General features: G+C 56.4%; 15 protein-coding genes. 3 read left to right on the top strand and 12 right to left on the bottom strand.

The annotated features are described in order from the left end of the window. Nucleotides 1–92 precede the first annotated feature (92 nt). The 3 genes from PVT68_RS13410 (at nt 93) to PVT68_RS13400 (ending at nt 6,548) form a co-directional block, all read left to right on the top strand. The gene (locus PVT68_RS13410) at nt 93–2,999 is read left to right on the top strand and encodes a TonB-dependent receptor (RefSeq protein ID WP_280318844.1); all 2,907 of its coding nucleotides are present in this window, start codon (nt 93–95) and stop codon (nt 2,997–2,999) included. A 355-nt stretch (nt 3,000–3,354) separates the two neighbouring features. Next, complete coding sequence (gene uxaC / locus PVT68_RS13405) at nt 3,355–4,770, top strand: glucuronate isomerase (RefSeq protein ID WP_280318842.1); 1,416 nt, start codon at nt 3,355–3,357, stop codon at nt 4,768–4,770. A 269-nt stretch (nt 4,771–5,039) separates the two neighbouring features. Then, complete coding sequence (locus tag PVT68_RS13400; RefSeq protein WP_280318840.1) at nt 5,040–6,548, top strand: mannitol dehydrogenase family protein; 1,509 nt, start codon at nt 5,040–5,042, stop codon at nt 6,546–6,548. A gap of 227 nt (nt 6,549–6,775) precedes the next feature. On the opposite strand, the gene PVT68_RS13395 is transcribed toward PVT68_RS13400, so the two are convergent. From PVT68_RS13395 to PVT68_RS13340, 12 genes are all read right to left on the bottom strand, one after another. After that, nucleotides 6,776–7,456 (bottom strand): cytochrome c3 family protein, encoded by a 681-nt coding sequence (locus PVT68_RS13395; protein WP_280318838.1) that lies wholly within the window; start codon nt 7,454–7,456, stop codon nt 6,776–6,778. A 34-nt stretch (nt 7,457–7,490) separates the two neighbouring features. Next, nucleotides 7,491–7,979 carry a nitrate reductase cytochrome c-type subunit gene (locus PVT68_RS13390; RefSeq protein ID WP_280318836.1) on the bottom strand — a complete coding sequence of 163 codons (489 nt, stop codon included), beginning with the start codon at nt 7,977–7,979 and terminating at the stop codon, nt 7,491–7,493. A 12-nt stretch (nt 7,980–7,991) separates the two neighbouring features. Then, nucleotides 7,992–10,490, bottom strand: a complete 2,499-nt coding sequence (gene napA / locus PVT68_RS13385) for a nitrate reductase catalytic subunit NapA (RefSeq protein ID WP_280318834.1) — start codon at nt 10,488–10,490, stop codon at nt 7,992–7,994. Between the two features lies 1 nt (nt 10,491). After that, nucleotides 10,492–10,857 carry a chaperone NapD gene (locus PVT68_RS13380; protein ID WP_280318832.1) on the bottom strand — a complete coding sequence of 122 codons (366 nt, stop codon included), beginning with the start codon at nt 10,855–10,857 and terminating at the stop codon, nt 10,492–10,494. 94 nt (nt 10,858–10,951) lie between these two features. Then, nucleotides 10,952–11,107 carry a periplasmic nitrate reductase, NapE protein gene (locus PVT68_RS13375; protein ID WP_407666099.1) on the bottom strand — a complete coding sequence of 52 codons (156 nt, stop codon included), beginning with the start codon at nt 11,105–11,107 and terminating at the stop codon, nt 10,952–10,954. Between the two features lie 606 nt (nt 11,108–11,713). Beyond that, nucleotides 11,714–14,491 carry a TonB-dependent receptor gene (locus tag PVT68_RS13370; RefSeq protein ID WP_280318828.1) on the bottom strand — a complete coding sequence of 926 codons (2,778 nt, stop codon included), beginning with the start codon at nt 14,489–14,491 and terminating at the stop codon, nt 11,714–11,716. 452 nt (nt 14,492–14,943) lie between these two features. Next, on the bottom strand, nt 14,944–15,735 hold the full coding sequence (locus tag PVT68_RS13365; RefSeq protein WP_280318826.1) for a gluconate 5-dehydrogenase: 792 nt from the start codon (nt 15,733–15,735) through the stop codon (nt 14,944–14,946). Nucleotides 15,736–15,843: 108 nt separating this feature from the next. Next, the gene (gene kduI / locus PVT68_RS13360) at nt 15,844–16,686 is read right to left on the bottom strand and encodes a 5-dehydro-4-deoxy-D-glucuronate isomerase (protein WP_280318824.1); all 843 of its coding nucleotides are present in this window, start codon (nt 16,684–16,686) and stop codon (nt 15,844–15,846) included. 78 nt (nt 16,687–16,764) lie between these two features. After that, complete coding sequence (locus PVT68_RS13355) at nt 16,765–19,275, bottom strand: glycoside hydrolase family 88 protein (protein WP_280318823.1); 2,511 nt, start codon at nt 19,273–19,275, stop codon at nt 16,765–16,767. A gap of 171 nt (nt 19,276–19,446) precedes the next feature. Further along, on the bottom strand, nt 19,447–22,191 hold the full coding sequence (locus tag PVT68_RS13350; protein ID WP_280318821.1) for a TonB-dependent receptor: 2,745 nt from the start codon (nt 22,189–22,191) through the stop codon (nt 19,447–19,449). A 241-nt stretch (nt 22,192–22,432) separates the two neighbouring features. After that, nucleotides 22,433–23,872, bottom strand: a complete 1,440-nt coding sequence (locus PVT68_RS13345; protein WP_280318819.1) for a glycoside hydrolase family 28 protein — start codon at nt 23,870–23,872, stop codon at nt 22,433–22,435. A 302-nt stretch (nt 23,873–24,174) separates the two neighbouring features. Then, the gene (locus PVT68_RS13340; protein ID WP_280318818.1) at nt 24,175–24,912 is read right to left on the bottom strand and encodes a FadR/GntR family transcriptional regulator; all 738 of its coding nucleotides are present in this window, start codon (nt 24,910–24,912) and stop codon (nt 24,175–24,177) included. Nucleotides 24,913–25,008 lie beyond the last annotated feature (96 nt).

Raw genomic sequence — 25,008 nt, 5'->3', positions numbered from 1 at the left:
CGCCACCGGTAAATGGGTACTCCGGAGGGGCTCGTACATCCATGCAAAGACAGAAATCACACAACGACAAAAATAACTAAGCAGGAGCTTTGATGAGCAACCACAATCACCATACTCACGCTAGCCCACGGCCGAGATTTTCCAAGCGCTTGCTGGCACTGACAATCGCCTCCGTCGCACTCAATGCTTCTCTCGCACAAGCGCAGGATGGCGACGAGCAGGAAAAGCTTGAAGAAGTCACCGTCACCGGCACCCTGCGTGACACCATGCGTAATTCCATCGATATCAAGCGCGATGCCGAAACCATTGTCGATGTGATTTCATCGGCTGAAATGGGCAGCCTGCCCGACCTTTCTGTCGCAGAAACTTTGGAGCGCATTGTTGGGGTCACTGGCGACCGCTTTAAAGGAAACGCCAGTGAAATTTCCGTGCGCGGATTGGGGCCATTTCTCGGTTACTCCACTTACAACGGCCGTGAAATTTCTTCTGGCAGCGGCAACCGCGCCGTGGCGTTTTCCCAGTTCCCATCGGAACTGGTAAACGGCGCTACTGTGTACAAGTCGCAATCCGCAAACCTGCTCGAAGGTGCGGTGGCGGGCCTGATAGATTTGCAGAGTATTCGCCCTATCGACTACGGCAAGCGCCGTTTCCAAGCCGAGGTCAAAGGTAATTACAACGAATACGATGCCAAGTTGAATGGGGATTCCGGTACCGGATACCGCAGCTCCATTTCCTACACCGATGTGTTCGACACCAGCATCGGCACTGTCGGCTTTGCCATAGGCTACACCGGTGACGACGCCTCTTCTCCGGAAGAAAGCTTCAACACCAGCTCCACTTTGCGAAACTGTAACTCCAACGCAGCCGTTGACGGGGGCAGTAATTGTTCCTGGAGCGACGATAATTCTGCAGCAGGCGGGGGTATGGCCGCCGATGGCGACTACTACTTTATCCCTAATTCTTTTTACTTTCGCCAGATGGAATCTGAGGAAACCCGCGATGCGGTCATGACTACCCTACAGTGGCAGCCCTCTGATGCCTGGAATATCACTTTGGATGCCCAGTGGTCCGATCGTTTCTACTACGAAGACCGGCACGACCTTTATTTTGATGATGGTCGGCGCAGGATAAGCAACTGGAGCACCAATAAAGATCACGCGCTTACGTCCTACACCGGTGAATCACGCGTAAGTACCTACGGGGAATTCCGCGAGCGCGATGAAGTCTACGAGGGGACAGGTCTCAATATCGAATGGGCGGCAACCGACAAGCTGGTGCTCAATACCGACCTTTCCTATTCCTCAACCACCCGCTATCAGGAAACCTGGCAGACCCGCTTCCGTTCCGACCGCGTGTGGTACGACTATGATGGCACGGGAACGAATGGTGACTTGTGGCCCACGGTCAACATCTACGAGGACCGCGACAACCCCTCAGAATCCCTGCTCGGCAGTGAGACCCTGCAAGACTATAGCTTCTACGATGCCAACCAGCGGGCGCGCTACGGTGAATTTGAAATCAAGGACAAGATCAAAGCGCTGGCTTTCGAGGGCATTTACGATCTCGACTGGAAATCACTGACTTCGGTTGAAGCGGGGGTTCGTTTCTCATCCCACGAGCACAAGAATTACGATGAAGATCAGATCGAATTTACCGATTCGACCTATGCCGACATCTCGACCGTTGCCCAGGAGTGCGGAACAGACTACCCCCAGAGCGGATTCGGCGAAGACGCCAACAGCTCGTTTGATCAGTGGGCAACCTATGACACCCGGTGCGCCTATGACCTGATGTTGGGGGACGTCGACTGGGCGCAGAACCCGCAGGCGCCGAGCGCTGCCGATGTCAACCTCACCGAAAAGATTACCTCCGCCTTTGTCAAAATAAACTTTTACACCCAGCTAGGCGGTATTGATGTTTCCGGCAACGTTGGCGTGCGCGCTGTGCAGACAGATTTGGAATCAGTCGGTTACCGACAGAGTTACAGCGTCACCAATAATGATGCTGGTACTCCTGACAATGCCGCAGACGATAGCGTGTTGATCACCGAACTGCAGGACTCCCTCACGAAGGAAACCTACAGTAACCAGTATGTAAATATCCTTCCCAGCGTGAACGTGAATTTTGCACTGACGGAAAGCGTACAGTTGCGCACCGCGCTGTACAGCGCAATTTCCCGCCCCGATATGTGGTGGATGGGTGCGGGGCGCGAGCTGGATCTCGGCGATGGCGAGGAAGAGTTTTCGAGTATCCAGGCCGCGATTGACAGCGGATCGGTAACAGCACTGGGCAACCCCAACCTGGAAGCCATTGAATCTCAGAACTTTGACCTCTCCCTGGCCTGGTACCCCACCGATGAAACCATGCTCGCGGCAGCGTACTACCTCAAAAACTTCAGTGCCGGGCTTGAAGTGGCGGATTCGGACACGGTAGCGGAATCCTTCGATATCAACGGCGCTGACGTGACGATGAATGTCGAGGGCCTGGTGCAGAACACCTCGGATTCATCGCGTATTTCAGGCGTTGAGCTCACCGCACAACATGCCTTTGCAAACCTGCCGGGCGCCCTCGATGGCCTGGGGGTATCTGCCGGCCTGAATATCGCCGACACCGACTTCGATTACTTGGAGAATGGTGCAGATATTACCGATGACCTGGTAATTCCAGCGGCGAACCTGCCTGGTTTTTCCAAGAAGAGCTATAACGCAGAGGTGTACTGGGAAAACTATGGCATTACCAGTCGCCTTTCCTATAAATACCGTTCGGATTACCTGAAGCCCTTCGGCAGTGATTTTGGGCAAACCAACCGCTTTGTGGATGACACCAGCTCTGTGGACCTGTCACTGTCTTACCAACTGGGCAAAAACCTCCGGCTACAGCTACAGGCCCTCAATCTCACCAATGAGCCATATACGGAGTATCGTGTCGCTCAGGGGAGCTACAACCGGGTAGAACTGGGAGGCACCCGCTACTTCCTCGGCCTGAGGTACAAGCTGTAAGCGAGCAGCCACAGTAGTTGCCGACCATCCCAAGCATAGTGCCTTACCAAAAACGTTGACTGGCAAGGCCAATATTGGCAACATGGCGACAATCGCTGCTCAATGAGCATCGAGGTTTTCTCCATCGCCTGGCGCTTCAGGCAAGAGGGGACTGGTTTGGACCCCTCTCGTCCTTGTTTTAGCGCATGCCGCCCGCTCCCGCTTCAGCATCTGCTGAGCGGTGAGTGCGGCTTTTTCTTTTTTGCACGCCCGCCCGGGTTGTCGCGATGATGGTAGAACCACACAACAATAAGCGGGGCTGGAACCCGAACAGCCAGCCTCAATGATGGCAAACCCAACCCTGGAAGCATCCAACATGACACGCCCTCTGATCCTGCATCCCGACCGTCTGTTTCCGGCCGACAAAGTAAGCCGGGATATTGCACGCAATCTCTACGAGAGCGTTAAAGACCTGCCTATTGTCAGCCCCCACGGCCACACGGATCCATCCTGGTTTGCGGAAAACAAGCCATTCGGCAACCCCGCCAATCTGCTGATCCGTCCGGACCACTATGTGTTCCGCATGCTGTACTCCCAGGGTATTCCGCTGGAGAGCCTGGGTATTCGCACCCAGGACGGTACCGAAGTCGAACAGGATCCGCGCAAAATCTGGCAACTGCTGGCAGAAAATTACCACCTGTTCCGCGGCACCCCGTCGCGCACCTGGCTGGATACCGTATTCCACGATGTGTTCGAGCTGGATGTACAGCTGAGTGCGGATACCGCTGAGCTTTACTACGAGCGTATCGACAGCTATCTGCAGAAACCGGAATTCCTGCCGCGCGCGCTGTTCGAGCGTTTCAATATCGAAGTGATCGCCACCACTGAGTCCCCGCTGGACGACCTGCGTCACCACCAGAAGATTCTCGACAGTGGCTGGAGCGGCCGCGTAATCACCGCATTCCGACCCGATCCGGTACTGGATCCGGATTTCGAAGGCTTTGTGGATAACCTGGCGCAGCTGGCTGAAATCACCGGCGAAGACACTTCCACCTGGTCCGGCTACCTAGCGGCACTGCGCAATCGTCGCGAATTCTTCAAGAAGATGGGCGCGACCTCTACCGACCACGGTCACCCCACCGCGACCACCGCAAATCTGTCTGCGGCGGAAGCCGAGGCGCTGTTCCTGAAGGTAAGCCGCGGCAATTGCAGTGCCGCGGATGCGGAGCTGTTCCGCGGTCAGATGCTGACCGAGATGGCGCGTATGAGCATCGAGGATGGCCTGGTGATGCAGATCCACCCGGGCTCATTCCGCAACCACAACAAGGTGGTGTTCGATCGTTTCGGCCGCGACAAGGGCTGCGATATTCCATCGCCGACGGAATACGTGCGCGCGCTGCGTCCGCTGCTGGAAGCGGTGGGCAATGAGCCGAATCTGACCATCATCCTGTTTACCCTGGATGAGACCAGCTACAGCCGCGAACTGGCGCCGCTGGCCGGTCACTACCCTGCACTGAAACTGGGCCCATCCTGGTGGTTCCACGACAGCCCGGAAGGTATGCGTCGTTTCCGCGAGCAGGTGACCGAGACCGCTGGCTTCTACAACACCGTAGGTTTCAACGACGACACCCGCGCCTTCCTGTCCATCCCGGCCCGTCACGATGTGGCGCGCCGTATGGACTGTGTGTGGCTGTCGCAGCTGGTCTCCGACCATCGCCTGCAGGAAGACGAAGCCTTCGAACTGGCCGCCGACCTCGCCTACAACCTGGCGAAGAAAGCCTACAAGCTTTAATTAGTGACCCTGCCGGCAAGCTCCTGTTCTGTAGGAGCCTGCCTTGCAGGCGAATCCACTGAGCGCTGTTACAGCTCAGTGGCGCCGGAGCACCGGGGATCTATTTTCAGAACCGAGCTGGGCGCCCCCCTGGGAACCCATCCCTGGGCGCTGCGGCGCAAACATCCTGTTTGCGACGCTTCTGAAAACAGATCCCCGGCACTCCGGCTTAAATTCAAAGCACAATACTTCGTAAGCGAATACGCGTTCGCTCAACCGAGTAAAAAGTTATGAGCCAAGAAAGACTCAACAACAGTATTCTCGAAAACCTCCCCGCCGAGGTTATCAAGCCGGCCTACGACCGCAACGACGTCACCACCGGCATCGTGCACCTGGGCATCGGCGCCTTCCACCGTGCACACCAGGCCTGGTACACCGAAAACCGTATCGCCGCCGGTGAAAAAGATTGGGGCATTGTGGGTGCGAGCCTGCGCTCCGCCGGTGTGCGCGATCAGCTGGTGCCGCAGAACGGTCTCTACTCCGTGGTGGAAAAATCCAATGCTGGCACCAAGGTGCAGATCGTCGGCGCCGTGAGCGACGTGCTTGTAGGTCCGGAAAATCCACAACAATTGCTGGAGCTGCTGGCTCAGGAAAGCGTTCGCATTGTCTCTCTGACGATTACCGAAAAAGGCTACTGCCACGATCCCGCCAGCGGCGATCTGAACCCGCAGCACCCGGACGTGATCCACGATCTGGCCAACCCGCAAACCCCCAAGTCTGCGCTGGGTTATATCGTCGGTGCGCTGGCACTGCGCAAGGAGCGCGGTCTGCCGGGCTTTACCGTACTGTCCTGCGATAACCTGCCGTCCAACGGCAAGCTGCTGGGCAAGGTACTGGCACAGTACGCGGAACAAGTAGACAGCGGTCTGGCGAGCTGGATTGCACAGAACACCACTACTCCGGCCACTATGGTGGATCGCATTGTGCCGGCCACTACCGACGCGGACCGCGATGAGCTTGAGAGTCTGATTGGCTGTCGTGACGAGGCTGCCGTAATGGCCGAGCCCTTCTCCCAGTGGGTTGTGGAAGACAACTTCCTGCGCGGGCGTCCGGAGTGGGACAAGGCCGGTGCGACCTTCGTTGAAGATGTGGAAGTCTATGAGCTGATCAAGCTGCGCCTGCTGAACGGCTCTCACTCCATGCTGGCCTACAGCGGTTACCTGGCCGGGTTTGAAACCGTGGCGGATGTGATGGCGGAGCCTGCGTTCAACAAGCTGGCACTGCACTTTATGAAGTCTGAAGCCACCACGTCTATCGATGTGCCGGCGGATTTCGATATCGCGGCGTATCAGGCAGAACTGATCGAGCGTTTCGAAAACCGCGCACTGCGCCACCGCACCTGGCAGATTGCCATGGACGGTTCGCAGAAAATCCCCCAGCGCTGGCTTGGCACCCTGCGCCACCAGTTGGCCAACGCAGGTCCGATCGAAGTACTGAGCTTTGCGCTGGCAAACTGGATTCGTTACGTATCCGCAGTGGATGAAAAAGGTAACGCCATTGAGGTGTCCGACCCTCTGGCGGCTGAGCTGAAAGCCATTTGCGATCAGCACAAGCCTCAAGGTAGTGATGAAGCGGGCAACGAGGCACTGGCAGCGGCGTTCCTGGCATTTACCTCGGTCTTTGGTGATGACCTGCAGCAAAGTGCTCCCCTGCAACAGGCGGTCGTCAGCTGGCTGAATAAACTGGACGCGGAAGGTACTCTGGCTTGCGTGCAGAAAAGCTTCAGCAGTGTGGAATAACCATTTCTACACGATGTGATTACTCGCCGGCAGCGATGCCGGCTTCCCCTCAGGGGATCAATCGTTTGTCTTTATGTTGTTTTAGTTTTTGAGAGTTTTTCTCGCAAGTTTCCATCCCTCATTTGAGGACTTCCCTTGGAAACAACCCTTTAATCCCGCGGTCTTTACCGCGGGATTTTTTTATCCGCATTTTCCGTCGCGCACGCTGTTCCTTTGACCCTTGAAACTTAATTTCCCTGCGGCTTGGGCGCGTCCTCGTCTTTCAGTTTCAAAGGATTTTCATCGCCAAAGCGACTGGCATCATCCGCCGGATTATCCGGCCCCCACGCGTCTTCATCGGCCATATTCGGCAGGTGGTGGGCGATACCGCGGTGGCAGTCAATGCAGGTAGCATTGCCGGTGGCTAGCTGGGTGGAGTGCAGTTTGCGCGCACGCGGGCTCTGTACACTGAAGTCCATGAATTCAAAGTCGTGACAGTTGCGACACTCCAGCGAGTCATTGGCCTTGAGCCGCGCCCATTCGTGGCGCGCCAGTTCAAGGCGCTTGTCGAGGAATTTATCCCGAGTGTTGATGGTGCCGAATATTTTTCCCCAAACCTCTTTCGAGGCCTGCATTTTGCGCGCAATTTTATGGGTCCACTCGTGGGGAACGTGGCAGTCCGGGCAGGTGGCGCGCACCCCGGAGCGGTTGGTCCAGTGAATGGTGCCTTTCAATTCCTGATAGACGTTATCCTTCATTTCGTGGCAACTGATACAGAATTTTTCCGTATTGGTGGTTTCCAGCGCGGTGTTGAAACCACCCCAGAAAATAATCCCGGCAATAAAGCCACTCAGCAGCAGGAATCCGAGACTGAATGCAGTGGCCGGATGACTGAGTGTGTGCCAGTAACCTTTAATCCAGTCAATCATCGCTAAGGTCCCGGATCGAATTTTTAGGCATAACTTATTGGGCAGATTGCTGCTTCTGGTTGCGCAGCAAAATATCCACATCCTTGAACGTATTGCCCACCGCGGACTTTGCATTGGTCTGCGGTACATGGCACTGCAGGCAGAAATATCGCCGCGGCGCTACGTCTGCCAGCACTTGAAAATCCCGATCCATAAAGTGCGTGATACTGATCATCGGCGCACCGCTGACAGCGGTCTGGATACGGTGGTGACACTCGAGACAGCGGTTGTTGTTTTTATCAATCTGATAATCGCGAATGGTGTGTGGAATCGTTGGCGGCTGCTCGGGATAAGCGCGCACGCGCTTGCCCGTTGCATTGACCGGATCCGCCAGTTGTGGCGCTTTCAGTTCTTCAAACAGGGTACCCCCCTTGCGGATGCCGTTTGGCCCGGGGGTATTCGGGAATTGTTGCGCAACGGCTACCAGACCACACACCAGTACGATGAGTGCCCCAGCGATTGAGAAAACCTGCTTTCCGTTCATCATCGCCTCCCGTCAGGCCAGGGATACCAGTTCCAGCTTCACCGCGCATTTTTTAAAGTCGGTCTGCTTGGAAATGGGGTCGGTCGCGTCCAGGGTCACCTTGTTGATCAGGCGCTGGGCATCAAAGAAGGGAACATATACAAGCCCCTTGGGCGGTCGCGCACGGCCGCGGGTTTCCACTCGCCCGATCATTTCACCGCGGCGACTGATTACCTTGATTTCACTGCCGCGGCGGAACCCCTGGGCCTGGGCGTCATCCGGGTGCATGTAAATCAGCCCGTAGGGCACGGCACTGAACAGCTCCGGCACCCGCTGGGTCATGGAACCGGTGTGCCAGTGCTCCAGCACGCGGCCGGTACACAGCCAGAAGGGGTACTCCTTGTCCGGGGACTCTGCCGGCGGCTCATAGGGCAGGGCGAAAATTCGCGCGCGTCCATCCTCGTTGCCATAAAACTGCACGCCCGCGCCTTTTTTGACATAGGGGTCGTAACCCTCGCGGAAGCGCCACCGAGTCTCCTGACCATTGACCACCGGCCAGCGCAGACCGCGCTCTTCGTGATAGCGATCGAAGGGGGCCAGGTCGTGGCCATGACCGCGGCCGAATTCCGCGTACTCCTCGAACAGTCCTTTCTGGATATAGAACCCGAAGTCATCGGCCTCGTCATTGGCGTAGGCCCCATCCCGGTCGGAATTGGGGAAACGGTTAGCGTGGCCATTCGCGAACAGCACTTCGTACAGGGTTTTGCCTTTGTAGCCCCGCGTCAGTAATTTCTCCGGCCAGACCTCGTCGGTCTTGAAGCGTTTGGAAAACTCCACCAGTTGCCACAGGTCCGATTTGCTTTCCCCCGGGGCTTTCACCAGTTGATGCCACAGCTGGGTGCGTCGCTCCGCATTGCCGTAGGCCCCCTCTTTTTCCACCCACATGGCGGTAGGAAGAATCAGATCCGCCGCCTGCGCCGAGGTGGTGGGATACACATCGGACACCACCACAAAGGTATCCGGGTTGCGCCAGCCGGGCAGCAGTTCCTGCATCAGGTTAGGGCCCGCCTGGGCGTTGTTGGAGGCCTGGGTCCAGTAGACCCGCAATTTTCCATCCTTCAATGCGCGACTTTGCTCCACCGCGTGAAACCCGGGCTTTTCCTGAATGGTGCCCTTGGGTATGCGCCAGATTTTTTCCGCGGTGGCGCGGTGTTTGGGATTCATCACCACCAGATCTGCCGGCAGGCGATGAGAGAAGGTGCCCACCTCCCGCGCGGTGCCGCACGCCGACGGTTGCCCGGTAAGGGAAAAGGGACTGTTACCCGGGCTGGAAATTTTCCCGGTGAGCAGGTGGATGTTGTAGACCATGTTGTTGGCCCACACACCCCGTGTGTGCTGGTTGAAGCCCATGGTCCAGAGTGACATCACCTTGATGTTGGGGTCTGCGTACAGCTCGGCCAGTGCGGTGAGGCGCTCCTTGGGCACTCCGCTTTCCTCCGCCGCGCGCTCCAGGGTGTAAGGCTTGAGGAATTCTGCATATTCCTTAAAGGACATGTCCTCCCAGGTATTCGCTTTGTCGCGCCCACTGGCACTTTTTTCGCGCGGGTCTTCGTCCCTCAGACCGTAACCAATATTCGTTTGTCCACGCACAAAACGCGTATGTTTTTTTACAAAGTCCTCATTCACCTTGCCGTTCTGAATAATGTAGTTGGCGATAAAGTTCAGAATGAAAAGATCTGCATGGGGAGAAAACACAATCGGGATATCGGCCAGCTCGAAGCTGCGATGCTCGAACGTCGATAGCACCGCGACTTTGCATCCCGGATGGGACAGCCGGCGATCCGTCACCCGCGACCACAGAATCGGGTGCATCTCCGCCATGTTTGAGCCCCACAGCACGAAGGCGTCGGCATTTTCAAAATCGTCGTAGCAACCCATAGGCTCATCGATGCCGAAGGTGCGCATAAACCCCATGACCGCTGATGCCATACAGTGGCGCGCGTTGGGGTCGATATTGTTGGAGCGGAACCCCGCCTTCATCAATTTGTTCGCCGCATAGCCTTCCCATACGGTCCACTGTCCAGAGCCAAACATACCCACGGATTCAGGGCCGTGATTTTTCAGCGCCTCCTTGAATTTCTGCTCCATCACGTCGAAAGCCTGATCCCAGGACACTTCGGAAAAATCCCCATTTTTATCGTACTTGCCATCCTTCATCCGCAGCAGCGGCTTCATCAGGCGATCACTGCCATACATGATTTTCGACAGAAAATAGCCCTTTACACAGTTAAGGCCGCGATTTACTTCCGCCTTGATATCACCGTGAGTTGCGACCACGCGATTGTCTTTCGTGCCCACCATCACACTGCAGCCGGTTCCGCAAAAGCGACATGCTGCCTTGTTCCAGTTGAGTTCGTTGGCGTCCCCCTGGCTCACAAGGTTCTGGGTTTTGGCTGGCACGGCCAGGCCAGCGGCGGCGGCCGCCGCCACAACCGCGCTGGCTTTGGTAAATTCGCGTCGGGTGATCGCCATGTCACAGTTCTCCCACAATTTTTACCGGCTGCTCAGTATCAGTTTCAGAACCGGCAACTTTCTCCACCAGAACATCGTCAACATCGGACAGGGCAATCTCTTCGTGATACACCATCACAACGTTGAGTACGCCCGGCTGATCCTTGATGGTTTCGATGATTTCATTGATCTGGCCGAGATCCGGTGTCTCCAGTACCACCACCAGCTTGCCCTCTTCATTGCCGAGGTGTATCTCCAGATCAGATCGGGTATCGATCCATTGACTGAGAGTGGAAACCTGCGGCGATCGGGCATGCACAATCAGGCTCACAATATGCAACGCGCCCTGTTCGGCAGCGACGCGATTTTCTGGATTCATCTCCGGCATAGTCCATTCACTCTAGACATCCGGCGCTACGCCGGAATTACTCTCCGCTACACGGCCGCGATTACGGCGGTTTTGGGTATCCTATTCAGGCGATTCAGGCCGGAGGCCCCGGCGGACCGAAAATCATCTGCAATATCCACACAAGAAAGCCGTAGCCGCCGACGATGGCGACGGCAAGAATGGGAAACAGGAAAATGAGGATAAACAGCACCAGGCGCCGTTCACGCCGCCGCTGTTCTGAAGTGGCCACGGGCCGCTGCTCTGTCAAGGGAACCTCTCCGCACACTGCCAATAGAATTGCCCGATGCGCCTATTGCTGCTCCGGACATAAAACACCCGCCAGTCACAGCACGTCTTCGGCGACACCGGGGGCGCGTGTCCACACACAGGCATAAGGGAACAGTCCAGCGCCATTGCCGACCGCATATTTACAGTCTAGAAAGCGCCGCTTATTCAACAAGGCAAGTTTCTGAAATTTTCAGTAATCAGGTGCCAGCACCTTGGGAATACGGGAAAAATCGTGGGGTTCGACGGGACAAACGCCCACCGGGGAAAACCGGGGGAATTCAGCAATGATCAGTGGCCATTGGCAGAGAAAGGATGGGGGAATACCTCTCCCCCAAAAACCGGGCGGAACCCCGGCAAAATATAAGCGGATATGAGAATGACAAACAACAGTATCCGGTGTCGCCTCATTCTCGGAAAACGTCACCGAAACATCTGTTCCACCGCCGCACACCACACCGGCGGCAGAACACGATGTGCGTTGATATGGGTGAGCGGAAAGCAATCACTGCCAACTCCGCCCACCCGTTCATTTCACACACGCCCTTAGCGGGGAGTGGCTGGCCCGAGCTTAGAAACTCGCCCTGACCCCCAGATACACCTCACGTCCGGTGGAGTTGTATTCACGCACCAGGTTCAGATCGCCATCCGCACCGCTGGTGTAGTTGCGCTCCACCTCTTCGGTGAGGTTGATGGCTTCCAGACGAACAGTAACGTTGTCGGTGACGTTATAGAACGCGGCCATATCCAGGCGGGTCGGGCCAGTGTTGTACTCCCTTGCGTTGCCGTTAGAACCGGTTACCGAGGTGATGTAATCATCGCGGTGGTTCCAGGACAGGCGCGCCCCCCACAGGTCCGTTTCGTAGTAGGTGCTCAGGTTGTAGCTGGACTCGGACAGACCCGGCAGGCTGCTCTTTACATCGCCAAACAGGGCTTCGGAATCCACATAGGTGTAGTTGGCGGTGACACCGAAGTTGCTCCAGAAGCCCGGCAGGAAGGTAAACGGTTGCTGATAGGCAATTTCGTAGCCGGTCAGCTCCGCATCCTGGGAGTTTTCAGGACGGGTAGAGTTCCACACGCCATCGGGCTGTGTCACATTAGGATCGTACAGGGCGCTGGAAGGATCGTATTCCGGACGCAGTGCAACCGCTGCGGCAACACCGGGGTTGAGGGTGCCGTTGACGGTCTGGCCGGCGATAAAACCTTCGATGTCTTTTTGGAATACCGTCAGTGCCAGAGCCGCATCTTCGGTAAAGTACCATTCCGCACTCAGGTCGACGGAATCCGCACGCACGGCTTCGAGGTCCGGATTACCGGTGCTGATATTTCCGTTGACCGGGGTGATCGATGTAATCGCTGGCACCAAACTTCCCAGGCTCGGACGGGTGATGTTTCTGGCGAGATTCAGGCGCAGCAGCAAATCTTCCTGCAGTTCCCACACAAAGTTCACCGAAGGCAACGTATCGAGGTAATTACCCTTGGCTGAGATCGGCACCGGTGAACCGTTGATCGCGGTATGCGCGGAAGCACGGGTGTCGGTTTCCACAACGCGCAGGCCGGCATTCATCAACAATGGCTTGCCAGCCAGTTCCGTCGTGTAATCAATCTGGCCATAGGCCCCCAGGGTTTTCTCTTCCACATTCCAGGACAGGGTGTCGTCGAGGTCCGCTTCAAACTGGCCAGCGTTGTACACGCCGATGGCCACATCAAAATCTTCCACCATCCAGTTGTTGGGGAAGCCCGACGGGGTACTCAACGCCGAAGCAAAGCCACCGCGCACCTGCGACCCGAAGGTTACCGCCATCCCCGGATATTCACTCAGCGATGTATTGGTTGGCACGCTCGCCAGTCCCACCGGATCGTAATTCAGGGAATCCACTTCGCGGGTATTGCCGATCAAACCGAATCGGGTATCAAACACGTCACCATCGATTTCCAGATCCAGACGGAAGGTGTCGTTGGTGCGCTCGACCACATCCTTGCGGATAGTGAGGCCACCACCGATGGTGTAAGAGGAGGGATCGAGAATATCAAATCCGTACTCCATCGCTGCGACGTTGGAATTTCCGCTCATGTCGAAGGAGAAATCCGCACCGCCGACGGGGCCATCGATATTGAAGCGGTACTGTTCTTCGTCGTGCTTGGCACTGGCGCGGCCGATCAGGCCTTTCAGGCGGACATTGTCGGTAAAGACATAGGTACCGTTAAACACCGTCTGCAGAAATTCAGTCTCTGAATACTGCGCGCGACTTTCGGAACGGGGGCGAACATTTTCAAAGGAACCGGCAACGATGTAGCGGCCACTCGGGTCCAGGGTAATTTCCGTGGGCGTGATGGTGTCCCACTCACTGCGGAACTGCGCCGCGTAGTTGTAGGAAATACGGTCGTTCTTCAGGTTGGAACTCACCACATCCAGTCCCAGATCGAGCTTGTCATTCGGCTGGAACTGCACACCCAGGGTCAAACCGGTGCGGTCTACGGTATTGCTGAAGTAGTCCATGCGCGGCAGGCGCGGGGTGAACAGATCGTTGACGCTATAACCTTCCGCCAGCTGACCATTGATGACCGGATCACTACCCGCCGCCCAGGTCTCACCCTGATTCGCCGGAGAACTGTAGCGCACGGAACCAAATCCCTCCTGACGCACGGTGCGCTCAGATTTGGCATAGGAGAACAGCACACCCAGACGATCATCGAAGAAACTGTTGCTGATCAGTGCGGTAAAGCGCGGATCGGCTTCCTCTGCCAGGTTGTCCGCGGTGAATTGACCACCGATAACCGCGTTAAAACCAGGGTTGTCGAGAGGCTTGGCCGTGTGCAGTTCAACAGTACCCGCAAGGCCGCCTTCTTCAACGGCGGCAATCGGCGTTTTGTGAATATCAATACGATTGAACAGCTCGGAAGCGAAAATATTGAAGTCCACCGCACGGCCGCGGTTGATGCCGCCGGAGGAGTCCAGACCACCGCCACTTGCGGGCACTTCCATGCCGTTCAGTGTGGTGCGAGTGAAGTCGGGCCCAAGGCCACGCACCGAAATCTGACGGCCCTCGCCGCCTTCACGGGTAATCGCCACACCGGATACCCGCTGCAGGGATTCGGCCAGGTTCAGGTCGGGCATCTTGCCGATATCTTCCGCCATGATGCTTTCAATGTTATTTACCGCATCGCGCTTTTGATCCAGCGCACGCGCCAGACTGGCACGGTAACTACCGGTAACCTCGATCTCTTCCAGCGCCTGACCTTCCCCCTGCTCCGCTTCCTGCACAACTTTCTGTGTAACTTCTTGGGCAAATGCGGGGGACGCAAATGCCATGGCCAGAACAAGCGGTTTTATTCTGTAATTGCTCATTACTAACTCTCCGTACTCTCTCTTCGTCGAATTTTGCCAGTTCAGACATAACGCCAGAGCCGGCCGTGGGTTTTACCTCATTAATACAGGGTTGACGGTGCCTTCCTCGAGTTGAGGCACCGCCAGTATTTCCAATTGGAAATTCGTACATACAACGTTTTTGCGAGGTGCAATATCACGCGGCCCATAAAAATGGCGCACAGCAGCAGGCCCCGTGCATGACGGAGGGGAAACATCACCGCGTTCATCGTTACTCCCGAAGGAATTTAAAAAAACGTTATTTTGGGCACACAGAATCGCCCCGCCCTCTCACTGAACTAATTGGGAGGGAGGCAACGACACAGACAAAAAATCAATACACTACGAACCCAGGCAACCCAACGCAGGATGCGCCGGGTTACCTTGCGGTAAAAGGAATTACCGCCGCCGACAGGAGGCCGGCAAAAAGAAAATCACTCGTTACTTGGCTTACCAATGGTCGCCAGAATACCGCCATCTACATATACGACCTGGCCGTTGACGAAATTACTCGCGTCACTGGACAGGAACACCGCCGCGCCCTGGAGATCTTCCGGGTTGCCCCAGCGACCTGCCGGTGTACGGCCAATAATGAAGTCATTGAAGGGGTGACCATCCACGCGTATCGGCGCGGTCTGGGCGGTAGCGAAGTAGCCCGGGCCAATGCCGTTCACCTGGATATTGTGGCGCGCCCATTCGGTCGCCATGTTCTGGGTCAGCATTTTCAGGCCGCCCTTGGAGGCCGCGTAAGCAGAAACGCTGTCGCGACCCAGCTCGCTCATCATCGAACAGATATTGATGATCTTGCCGGCACCGCGCTCGATCATGCGACGCACCACCGGGCGGGTCATTACCATCACACCGGTCAGGTTGGTCTCGAGCACCTTGTTCCACTCAGACAGTTCCATGTCCAGCAGCGGCACACGGCGAATGATACCGGCGTTATTCACCAGCACATCGATGGGGCCCTGCTCCTGCTCGATCACCGGCACCATTTCATTGACCACCGCTTCGTCGGTGACATTGAACAGGTAGCCGTGGGCGTCGTAGCCCTTTTCGCGCAGTTCAGCGACGGCGTTGTCGAGTTTTTCCTGCGAGGAATGGCCAGTGATGACCAGCTTCGCTCCGGCATTGCCGAGGCCTTCGGCCATGGCCATACCGAGACCGTGCGTAGCACCGGTAACCAGGGCGACTTTTCCGCTCAGGTCAAACAGTGACTTGGACATATTCGTTCTCCGAATTCTGTAGGAGCTTGCTTGCAAGCGAACGGGCTTACCGCTATCCAAAGGTTCGCCTGCAAGCAGGCTCCTACATAGAAATTTTACTAATCGATATCAACGCAGCTCGGTGGGCTGCACCTTGTCCATATCGTCGTAATCGTGATTTTCCCCAGCCATACCCCAGATAAAGGTGTAGTTGCTGGTACCGACGCCGGAATGCAGCGACCAGGTAGGAGAGATCACCGCCTGCTCGTTGTGCATCCAGATGGTACGGGTCTGCTGGGGCGGGCCCATAAAGTGGCACACTGCCTGGCCTTCCGGCACATTGAAGTACATGTACACTTCCATGCGGCGACTGTGGGTGTGGCATGGCATGGTGTTCCAGCAGCTGCCTTCGGCCAATTCGGTCATGCCCATCTGCAGCTGGCAGGTTTCCAGCACGTCCTTCACCAGCAACTTACGCAGAGTGCGCTTGTTGCAGGTTTCCGCCGCGCCCAGCTCAATCACCTGCGCATCTCCCTGGCCAACTTTGGTGGTGGGGAATTCGCGATGGGCGGGAGTGGAAAGGATGTAAAACTTGGACGGTGAAGTTTTTACATTGCTGGAGAACTTAACGTCCTGGGAACCGCGGCTCACGTACAGCGCTTCCTTGGTGCCGATTTCGTAAATGGTGCCGTCCACTTCCACGCAGCCCGGTGCGCCAATATTGATGATGCCCAGCTCGCGACGCTCGAGGAAGTAATCAGATTTTAGCGCGTCGACGGTTTCCAGTTTTACGACCGTATCCACCGGCATAACCCCGCCCACAATCACGCGATCGACGTGGGTGTAGGTCAGGTTTACGGTGTCGGCAGTGAACAGGTTCGGCACCAGATATTCATCGCGCAGGCGATCGGTGTCGTAATTTACGTAGTCACCCGGGTGACTTGCGTGGCGCTCTTCAAATACGGTTGTCATAGTTCTTCCCAGTTTTACCTCAAGGTCTCCGCTACCAGCGCGTTTGGATACGCGAGTAACGGAGGCGCTCTGGATTAATTACGATTCAGATTTCAGCAGCTTGTACATCTCAACGCCGGAAGTGATGAACGGCGCGGTACCCTTGGGGTCATCGTCGTAAATCGGTTCGCTCAGATAGTACTTGTAGCTGCCATCACGGCCGAATCCGAGGCCCGCGACCTGGCACATATCGGTAATACTGATGGTGCCATCAGCGTGCACCTGCACGAATTCATCTAGCAGGCCCTGGTAGGCTTTTTTAGCGGTGCCGAGATACTGGTCTTTCGGCAAGTAACCTTCGTTCAGTGCCTTGGCGTAGAAGTAGGTGAACATGGTGCTGGCCGAAGATTCCAGGTAGTTACCGCGCTCGCCCGGCTTGTCGATGACCTGCCACCAGGTGCCGCTTTCCGGGTCCTGGTACTTCTCAACCACTACTGCAATCTCGCTGATCATATTCAGCAGGTACTGGCGCTCTGCGGTGTTTTCCTGCGGAATGTAGTCGAGCACATCCACCAGCGCCATCGCCAGCCAGCCCATGCCGCGGGCCCAGTGATAACCGGAAAGACCGGTATCCTTATTCGCCCACTCCTGCTCACGCTTTTCGTCCCAGGCGTGATAGAACAGGCCGGTTTCCGGGTCTTTGAGAATTTCGTTTACCACTTTGAACTCGGCCAGCACTTCCGCCACATTGGGCTCTTCATGCATCAGCTGCTCATATTGGGCAAGGAACGGAATACCCATGTAAACGCCGTCAAGCCATACCTGGTGCGGGTAGATTTTTTTGTGCCAGAAGGCGCCGGCCGTGGTGCGCGGATGGTGTTCCAGCTGTTCGTACAGATGGTCTACAGCTTTCTTGTAGTTCGGGTCCTGGTTGCGCTCGTACATACGCAGCAGCATGGTGCCGGCGCGGATGCTATCGATGTTGTACTTTTCCTGCACGTAGCCGTTGATGTTGCCATCTTCCGCCACGAAGGAACCCATAACCGTCTGCACGGCGTCAGAGTAGCGGGCATCCGGCGCAACCTGATTCAGTTCGTCGTAGGCCTGCATCACCATACCGGTGGTGTATTCGAAATAAGACGGGCGCTTGCGGATGTGGTCAAAGCCACCGAAACGATAATCGAGGGTTTTGCGCTCAAGTTCTGAGTCCGCCAGGCGCTGGCTCCATTTCAGCGCCACATCTGCGGTCAGCGGCTGCGCGGTTTCGGCGGCACTGGCGGTAGTGGTCAGGCGCTGGCGCAGCGGCATGGTGAGTTTTTCCGCTTCCTGCTGGAGGTAAGTTTCAAACTCGGCCTTGGTGGTGATGGGGCCGTGACGGCTCTCCACTTCATTTGCCCAGGCGGCCACAAAGTAGTATTGAATTTCCTTGTCCGCGGGCTTCAGGATTGCAACCTGGTTGTGCTCGTCGGTGGTGGTTTCCTTGATGGCCTTGCGCTTGGCCAGCACCGCCATACCCAGGTTGGCACCATCGAGGCTCTGCGGGCCGTAGGTGCCGATGTAGGTATAGGCGTGACCGGTAATGTCCATGTCACCAACGATCAGCTCGGTGCCCGGGTGATTGACGATACCGGCAATCATATTGTCCAGTTCTTCGCTGGTTTTCGCATTGACTTCCACCAGGCGGCTGCCGGCGTGCATGGAAAGCTGTGCGTGCAGGTCGGTCTGTACCCCTTCCACCGGCTTCCAGCCCAGGTAGTCGATCGCAAAGGCGGAGTAGAGGTCGCCATTTTCGGTGATCTCGGCACGCCAGTCCTGCACGTCGCTTACGCGAATGACTTTTTCGCCATCCCAGAAGCCGTAGCCACCAACACCGACGGCGCTACCGACTTTGAGAATATCCATACCCCAGTCGGAAGGCTCGTGGTAGGAATCAAATCCATCCTGACCAACGCCCTGGAGTACCGGCTCCTGGGTCGACTTGCCGAAAATATCGAAGCCGTTGCGCCAGTCCAGGTACACCCGGTAGCCCACCAGATCGGACTCGATACCCGGGCCTTCGTAGCGGATATACCAGGAGTGATCGGTGTGCTCTTTGGGTACGTCCAGTACGCTGACGTTCTGGAAGCTGCCGCCGAGATACTCGCGCTCTTTCCACTCGCCATCGATTTTGTGGGAAATTTCCGCCTGGGTGCGCTTGGCGGTAACCGACGATACGGCATCGGCTTCGGCGATGCGCAGCTTCAGGGTCTCATCCACAGCCACATCGACCGTAAAAATAATTCCGTCCTTGCTGCCATCGGCGTCTTTATCGATCGCCTGCACGGGAATCTGTTCAGCCTGGTTCCACACCGCAATTGGCGAGGCAAAGCCGGCTTTCAGTCCAAGTTCGTAGTAGCTGAGATAAACCGCTTCGTCCAGGCGGGGGAAATCCGAGGGGTTGGAAAGCTCCAGGGTGGCGATAGCACCGGGTGCTTGAGGCAATGCCGCCGCGGCAGTCGCCGTTGTATCTTCCGCGCTTTTCTCGCCACAGGCGGTAAGCGTAGCCGCCGTCAGCGCGAATGCCAGGGCATTCAGACTCGGATTGCGTATGGACTTGCTAAACAGTTTCACAGACGTCTCCACGAATTCGGGTTTTATTCTGTTCGTTGTTATTCAGTGAATTTGAATAACCATTAAATCGAAAAACGGCCGGGTGCATTATCGAAATCTTTATACCGGTGTTTCCACCGGCAGATCCCTGCACCCGGCCGCTACATCTAGGTTCTGAATCTAAAAATCAGATTAGAACTTGTACTGCGCACCAACAAAGTACTGTGCACCGGTGAAGTGCTCGTCGTACAGACGCTTAACATCTTCACCCAGGTAGCGGTACTTGGGCTCATCACCCAGGTTCAGTGCTTCGAAGCTTACCTTCAGATTTTCGCTCACGTTGTAGCTCGCAGAAAAGTCGATAAAGCTGCTGGCACCGACGTATTCTTCACGGCTCAGGTTGGTGAGGTACTCACCGCGGTAGGCGTTGGAAATACGTGCCTGGAAGTCGTCGTTCTCCCAGTAAACCGTCAGGTTATAAGAAGTTTCTGATACGCCAGTCATCTTACTGCCGCTGTCGGTTTCAGCATCCACGAAGGTGTAGTTGCTCTGTACACCAAAGTTCTGCACCCACTCCGGACCAGGCAGGAAGGTAAGCGGTTGCTGGTACTGAAGCTCCCAGCCCTGAACCGTTGCACCACCGCCATTTACCCGGCGCGAAACTTCAAAAATTGCATCTTTCAGCTGATCGACCTGTGCACCCAGCATGGAGTCCGGCAGACCGGTTTGGCTCCACGACATGTCGACGGTGTCGGAAGTCGGGAAAGACTCGATATCTTTCTGGAACAACGCAAGGCTAACCAGCGCGCTCTCGGCAAAATACCATTCAGCAGACAGGTCGTACGCCTTGGCGCGGAAGGGTTCGATAAACGGGTTGCCGTAGCTTACTTTTGGCTCGCCGAAGATCGACACGGAACCGCCCGGGTTGAGGTCGGTCAGGTTCGGCCGGCTCATTACCTTGGCTGCAGACGCACGCAGAATCACGTCCTCGGCTACGTTCAGAGCCAGATTCAACGAGGGCAGAGTATCGTCGTATTTGTGTTTTACGGTTACGTCGACTACGTGATCAACATCATTTTCGTCGGTGTAAGCGGTAACACCGGTGGAAGCCAGCTCGGTATACGCCTTGCGTACACCCAGGTTACCGCGCAGTCGACGGCCGCCGAACACATCAGTGTCCATATCTACCTGGACAAAGTAGCCGTAGGTATCTTCGTCAACGTTGCGGGTATCGCCAGCGCGTACCGCATAGCTCCAGCATCCGGAATCAAACAATGTTTCGCTGATACCGAAATCGGCCTGGAAGTAGGTTTCACCACCGGATTTGATAGCCTTGCCATCATTTGCAGAAACAGCAGCACTGATACCACAGGCATTGCCGTCAACGACACCATCTGCAGAGTCCGCGGACCCAAAACCTTTATCCGCGCGCAGGCCTACAATGTCGTAGCCGTAAGAATTGCTGTTGGCGCCAGCTTTCAGGGTAAACGCGTCGTTCAGGTCGAACTCTACATCAACGTTAGCGTGTGAAGTCTCAGAGCTTGCGTCGTACAAACGGTCGCGATACTCAGACAGCTCCCAGTTGGCGGGATCGGACAGATCGAAGCCGTAGCTCAGGTCCAGAGAGTTGGGACCATTGTAGTTCCAGCGGAACTGATCACTGCTATCAGCGTATTCAATATTCTGGCGGCTATCACCGTCGCTGTAGTGCTCATAGACTACAGTCACTTCGCGGTTATCCATTACGGATTCGGTGGCACCCACCAACGCGCTCATACGCAGGCGATCGCTGAAATCATGCTCCAGAGCGATGGAGTACTGCTGGTACTCGGAACCCCAGTTCGCCTGGAAATTTTCTGAACGCACGTCGGTACCGGTCACAGTACCGCTGGTCATGGTGCCATTGCCATCGATCATGTAGTCGATGATATCCATCTCACTGGAACCGGTACTCGCCCCAGTATCCAGTCGCGCCAGAGAAATAGCGCCGAGGTAAGGCTCGTTGCGGGTTACATCCACGTTGGAGTAAAGCGCATCTACAGTAACCAGGGTACTGTCAGCGGGCTGCCACTGGAACGAAGAGGTAAGACCCAGACGGTCCTGTTCATTAGTTTTGTCGGCGATACGCGGAATACGCGGGTGCCATGCAGCTGCTACTGCTGCGCGTTCTTCGTCGGTTTCACAGGCGCTGCAGTTGAATACGCCGTTACCCCTGCTGCCGCCCCAGGTTTCCCAGCGTACGGTTTCCGCACCTTCAACGCTGTTATTTTTCTGGGAGAAAGCAGCAGACAACAAGAAACCAAGCGTCTTGTCTTCGTTGCTTACACTGAAGAGACCGGAGGCGCGCGGCGCAAACTCACCAGACTGGCTGTTGTAGCCTTCCTGGACGTTGGTCACCAGAGTGAAGTTATCGTAATCCAGCGGGCGGGCGGTTTGCAGAGCAACGGTAGCGCCCAGAGAACCTTCCTGCAGATCAGCGGAAGTGGTTTTGTATACATCCAGACGATTGAACAGCTCGGATGCGAATACGTTGAAATCGAAGCTGCGGTCGGTGCGCACACCGCCGGAGCCGGCAGCCAGGGACTGCGCCTGCATTCCGTTTACCTGCACGCGGGTGTAGGTAGAACCCAGACCACGTACGGTAATGGTACGACCTTCGCCATCATCACGATCGATAGCTACACCAGGAATGCGCTGCAGGGATTCTGCCAGGTTCTGGTCAGGGAAATCGGCAATGTCTTCCGCCAGAATGGAGTCCACCATGCCGGTAGCATCACGCTTGGTATCCAGCGCCTTGGCCAGACTGCCCGCGTAACTGCCGGTTACCGTGATCTCTTCCAGGCTGGCATCGCCAGAGGTATTTGCTTCTTGTGCAAAGGCCGGCACCGCAATTATGGCCATCGCAAGAGTGAGTGGTTTTAGCTCGAAGGTCTTCATGACTCTCATCTCCGCCTATCGTCGTTATTTTGGTAAAACCTGTTTTGGTATTACCGCTTATTATCAAAGCTCGTCGATATTCGCACATGGACTACCATTGATCAACTTTTGGCAGACCAATTATTCGACTTATTCGCTTTATTTTTCATCAATTTGAAGGATACCGCGCCAATCAGCCCGGCGCCAGTGCGGATCACTCCGCACTGGACGTCTTCTGGGGGTCGCAAGCAAGGTGCATAAGTCAGCTGGGCTTGAAGGCCTGACCATTGATCGTGACGTTGTCCACGGTCAGGCCAGTCACCTCTTCTATCACACCCAAAGAAGCGGCCCGGTCAATACGGCTGTTGGAAATCTGCAGACCACGAATCGGCGCGCGGGCAAAGCCGCGAATATGGAAGGCGCGCTCGGCCTCCTCGCACACCAGGTCTTCCACCTGGATGTTGTAGACGTTGGGATCAAAGTCGCCCTTGTCGCCTTCTTCGTAGAAGAAGTTGATCACGATAACGTCTTTCACCTGACCGATGGTGAGGTTGCGCACGTATATATCGTGGATATTGCCACCGCGCATGGCGTTGGTCTTGATACGCAGACCGCGCTCCAGGTGCGGGCTGCTCATCACACAGTCCTCCATGAACACATTGCGCACACCGCCGGATATTTCACTGCCCAGCACCAGACCGCCGTGACCGTCTTTCATCTGACAGTTACGCACCACCACGTTTTCCGTGGGGATATTGACCCGGCGACCGTCGGCATTGCGGCCGGACTTGATGGCGATACAGTCGTCACCATTGTCGAACAGACAGCCTTCAATCAATACGTTGCGGCAGGACTCAGGGTCACAGCCATCGGAGTTGGGGCCGTGACTGCGGGTGGTCACATTGCGCACCGTGAGCCCTTCACACAACACTGGGTGGATAACCCAGAACGGGGAATTCTCCAGGGTCACACCTTCGATCAGCACATTGTTGCACTCGTAGAACTGCACCAGTGGCGGACGCAGGAAGGAGCCCTCGGCGTATTCGCGCTCCGCCACCGGCACGCCGGCTTCCATCTCTTCCATCAGTGCATTGCGCGCCGGGTGCTGGGTATCACCCTCGTTGGAGCTGTTTTCGCACTTGGTGTTGGCACCCTTCCAGGGCCACCAGGTATCGCAGTCGGCGCCGCCGTCGATCAATCCCTTGCCGGTCAAGGCAACGTTCTCGGCCTTGTGGGCGTAGATCAGCGGGGAGTAACCCATCATCTCCATGCCCTCCCAGCGGGTTTTTACCGCGGGCAGGTAGCGCTCGGGCTCGGGGATGAAGTGGATCTCGGCACCCTCGTGCAGGTGCAGCTCGGTGTTGGAAACCAGGTGGATGGGACCGGTGCGGTATTTGCCCGCGGGCACCACGATACGGCCACCACCGGCTTTACGGCAGGCCTCGATCGCTGCAGCAAAGAATTCACTGGCATCCTCACCCTCCCCTTTGGCGCCCAGCGCCTTGAGGTCGAATTCCCGGGCAGGAATGGAAGGCAGTTTGATCGAGGAAAGAATCTTCGGCACCTGCGCCCAAGGGCCATTGTACTGGGCCCGCGGAGGACGGCTCATCGCTACCGCACTGGGCAGCAGCCCGGGAACAGCCGGCAGCGCTGCCGCAGCAACCAAGGATTGCAGGAATACCCGACGATTAAATCCAGTCATAAATACCTCCCAGGGCTTATTATTTTGCTGGCTTCTTGAGCGTGAAAAGATGAATCAGAAAAAGCGGCCTGCGGCCTGTCATCGCTATCCGGCCGCCACCAGCGTATCTGGCAAGGCCAGTATTAAAATCGGGGCAATACTGTCATACCAATTTGGGGAGGGCAACAATTCGCGGACCTGACCAGACCTTCACAAATACCATCGACCGGCCCCGGATAAGGCGCACAGCCTTTTCCCGGAGACACAAAAAAGCCGGCATCGGCCGGCTTTCGGGGGAACACTTCACTGTCAGAAGACGGCGTTCAGGGCAGGGCAAACCGCTGGCGTGCGGCGCTCATCTCACGTCGCGCCTGTTCCAGCGCTTCCGCCTCGGTGGCATCCAGCAACTGCTGAACCACGCGCTGCAGGTGATCGCGCATCGCGTTGCGGGCCGCTTCCGGGTCGCGTTTCTGGATGGCTTCCAGCACGCGGCGGTGCTCTTCGATTCGCGGCTTGGACCCGGTCTGACGCACTTTCTCCAAAATACGGGCAGAGACAGAGGAGTTGTTGCGCAACTTCCACAAGTGCTCACACACCGACACCACCGCATCATTGTGGGTGCAGCGAGCGATATGCAGATGGAATTTCTCATCCGCGACTTCAGCATTGGAGTCGGAAGCGTTCTCGGCCACCATCTCTTCCAGTATGGATTCGAGTTCCGCGACCTCGCCATCGGTCATTTCACGGGCAGCGAGGCTCGCGGCCTCACCCTCAAACATCATGCGCGCCTGCAGGATTTCAAACGCCCCGATATCGCTGTCGCCAGCAGAGAAAGCACCAGCTTCGGTATCGGTCACGTAAACACCGGAACCGCCTTTCACTTCTACACAGCCAGCCAGCTCGAGGGCGATAATGGCTTCGCGCACGGTCGGACGGCTTACATCAAAGCGCTCTGCCAGCTTGCGCTCGGCGGGCAGACGAGTGCCCGCAGGGTAATCACCTGCGGCAATGGCTGCAGCCAGTTTTTCGGCTACCTGTTGGTATAATCTGGCACCCGGCATTACCCGTTCTCCTGAATCAATTCATCGTTGTCGCCGGCATCTGTGACGGGCCAGCCAACCCATGACACCTGGCTTTATGTGAATTAGGCTGCGATC

It is taken from the genome of Microbulbifer bruguierae, assembly GCF_029869925.1.
GTDB lineage: Bacteria > Pseudomonadota > Gammaproteobacteria > Pseudomonadales > Cellvibrionaceae > Microbulbifer > Microbulbifer bruguierae.
Note: the sequence above shows the minus strand (reverse complement) of the source record. Positions and strands in the feature narration are given on the sequence as shown.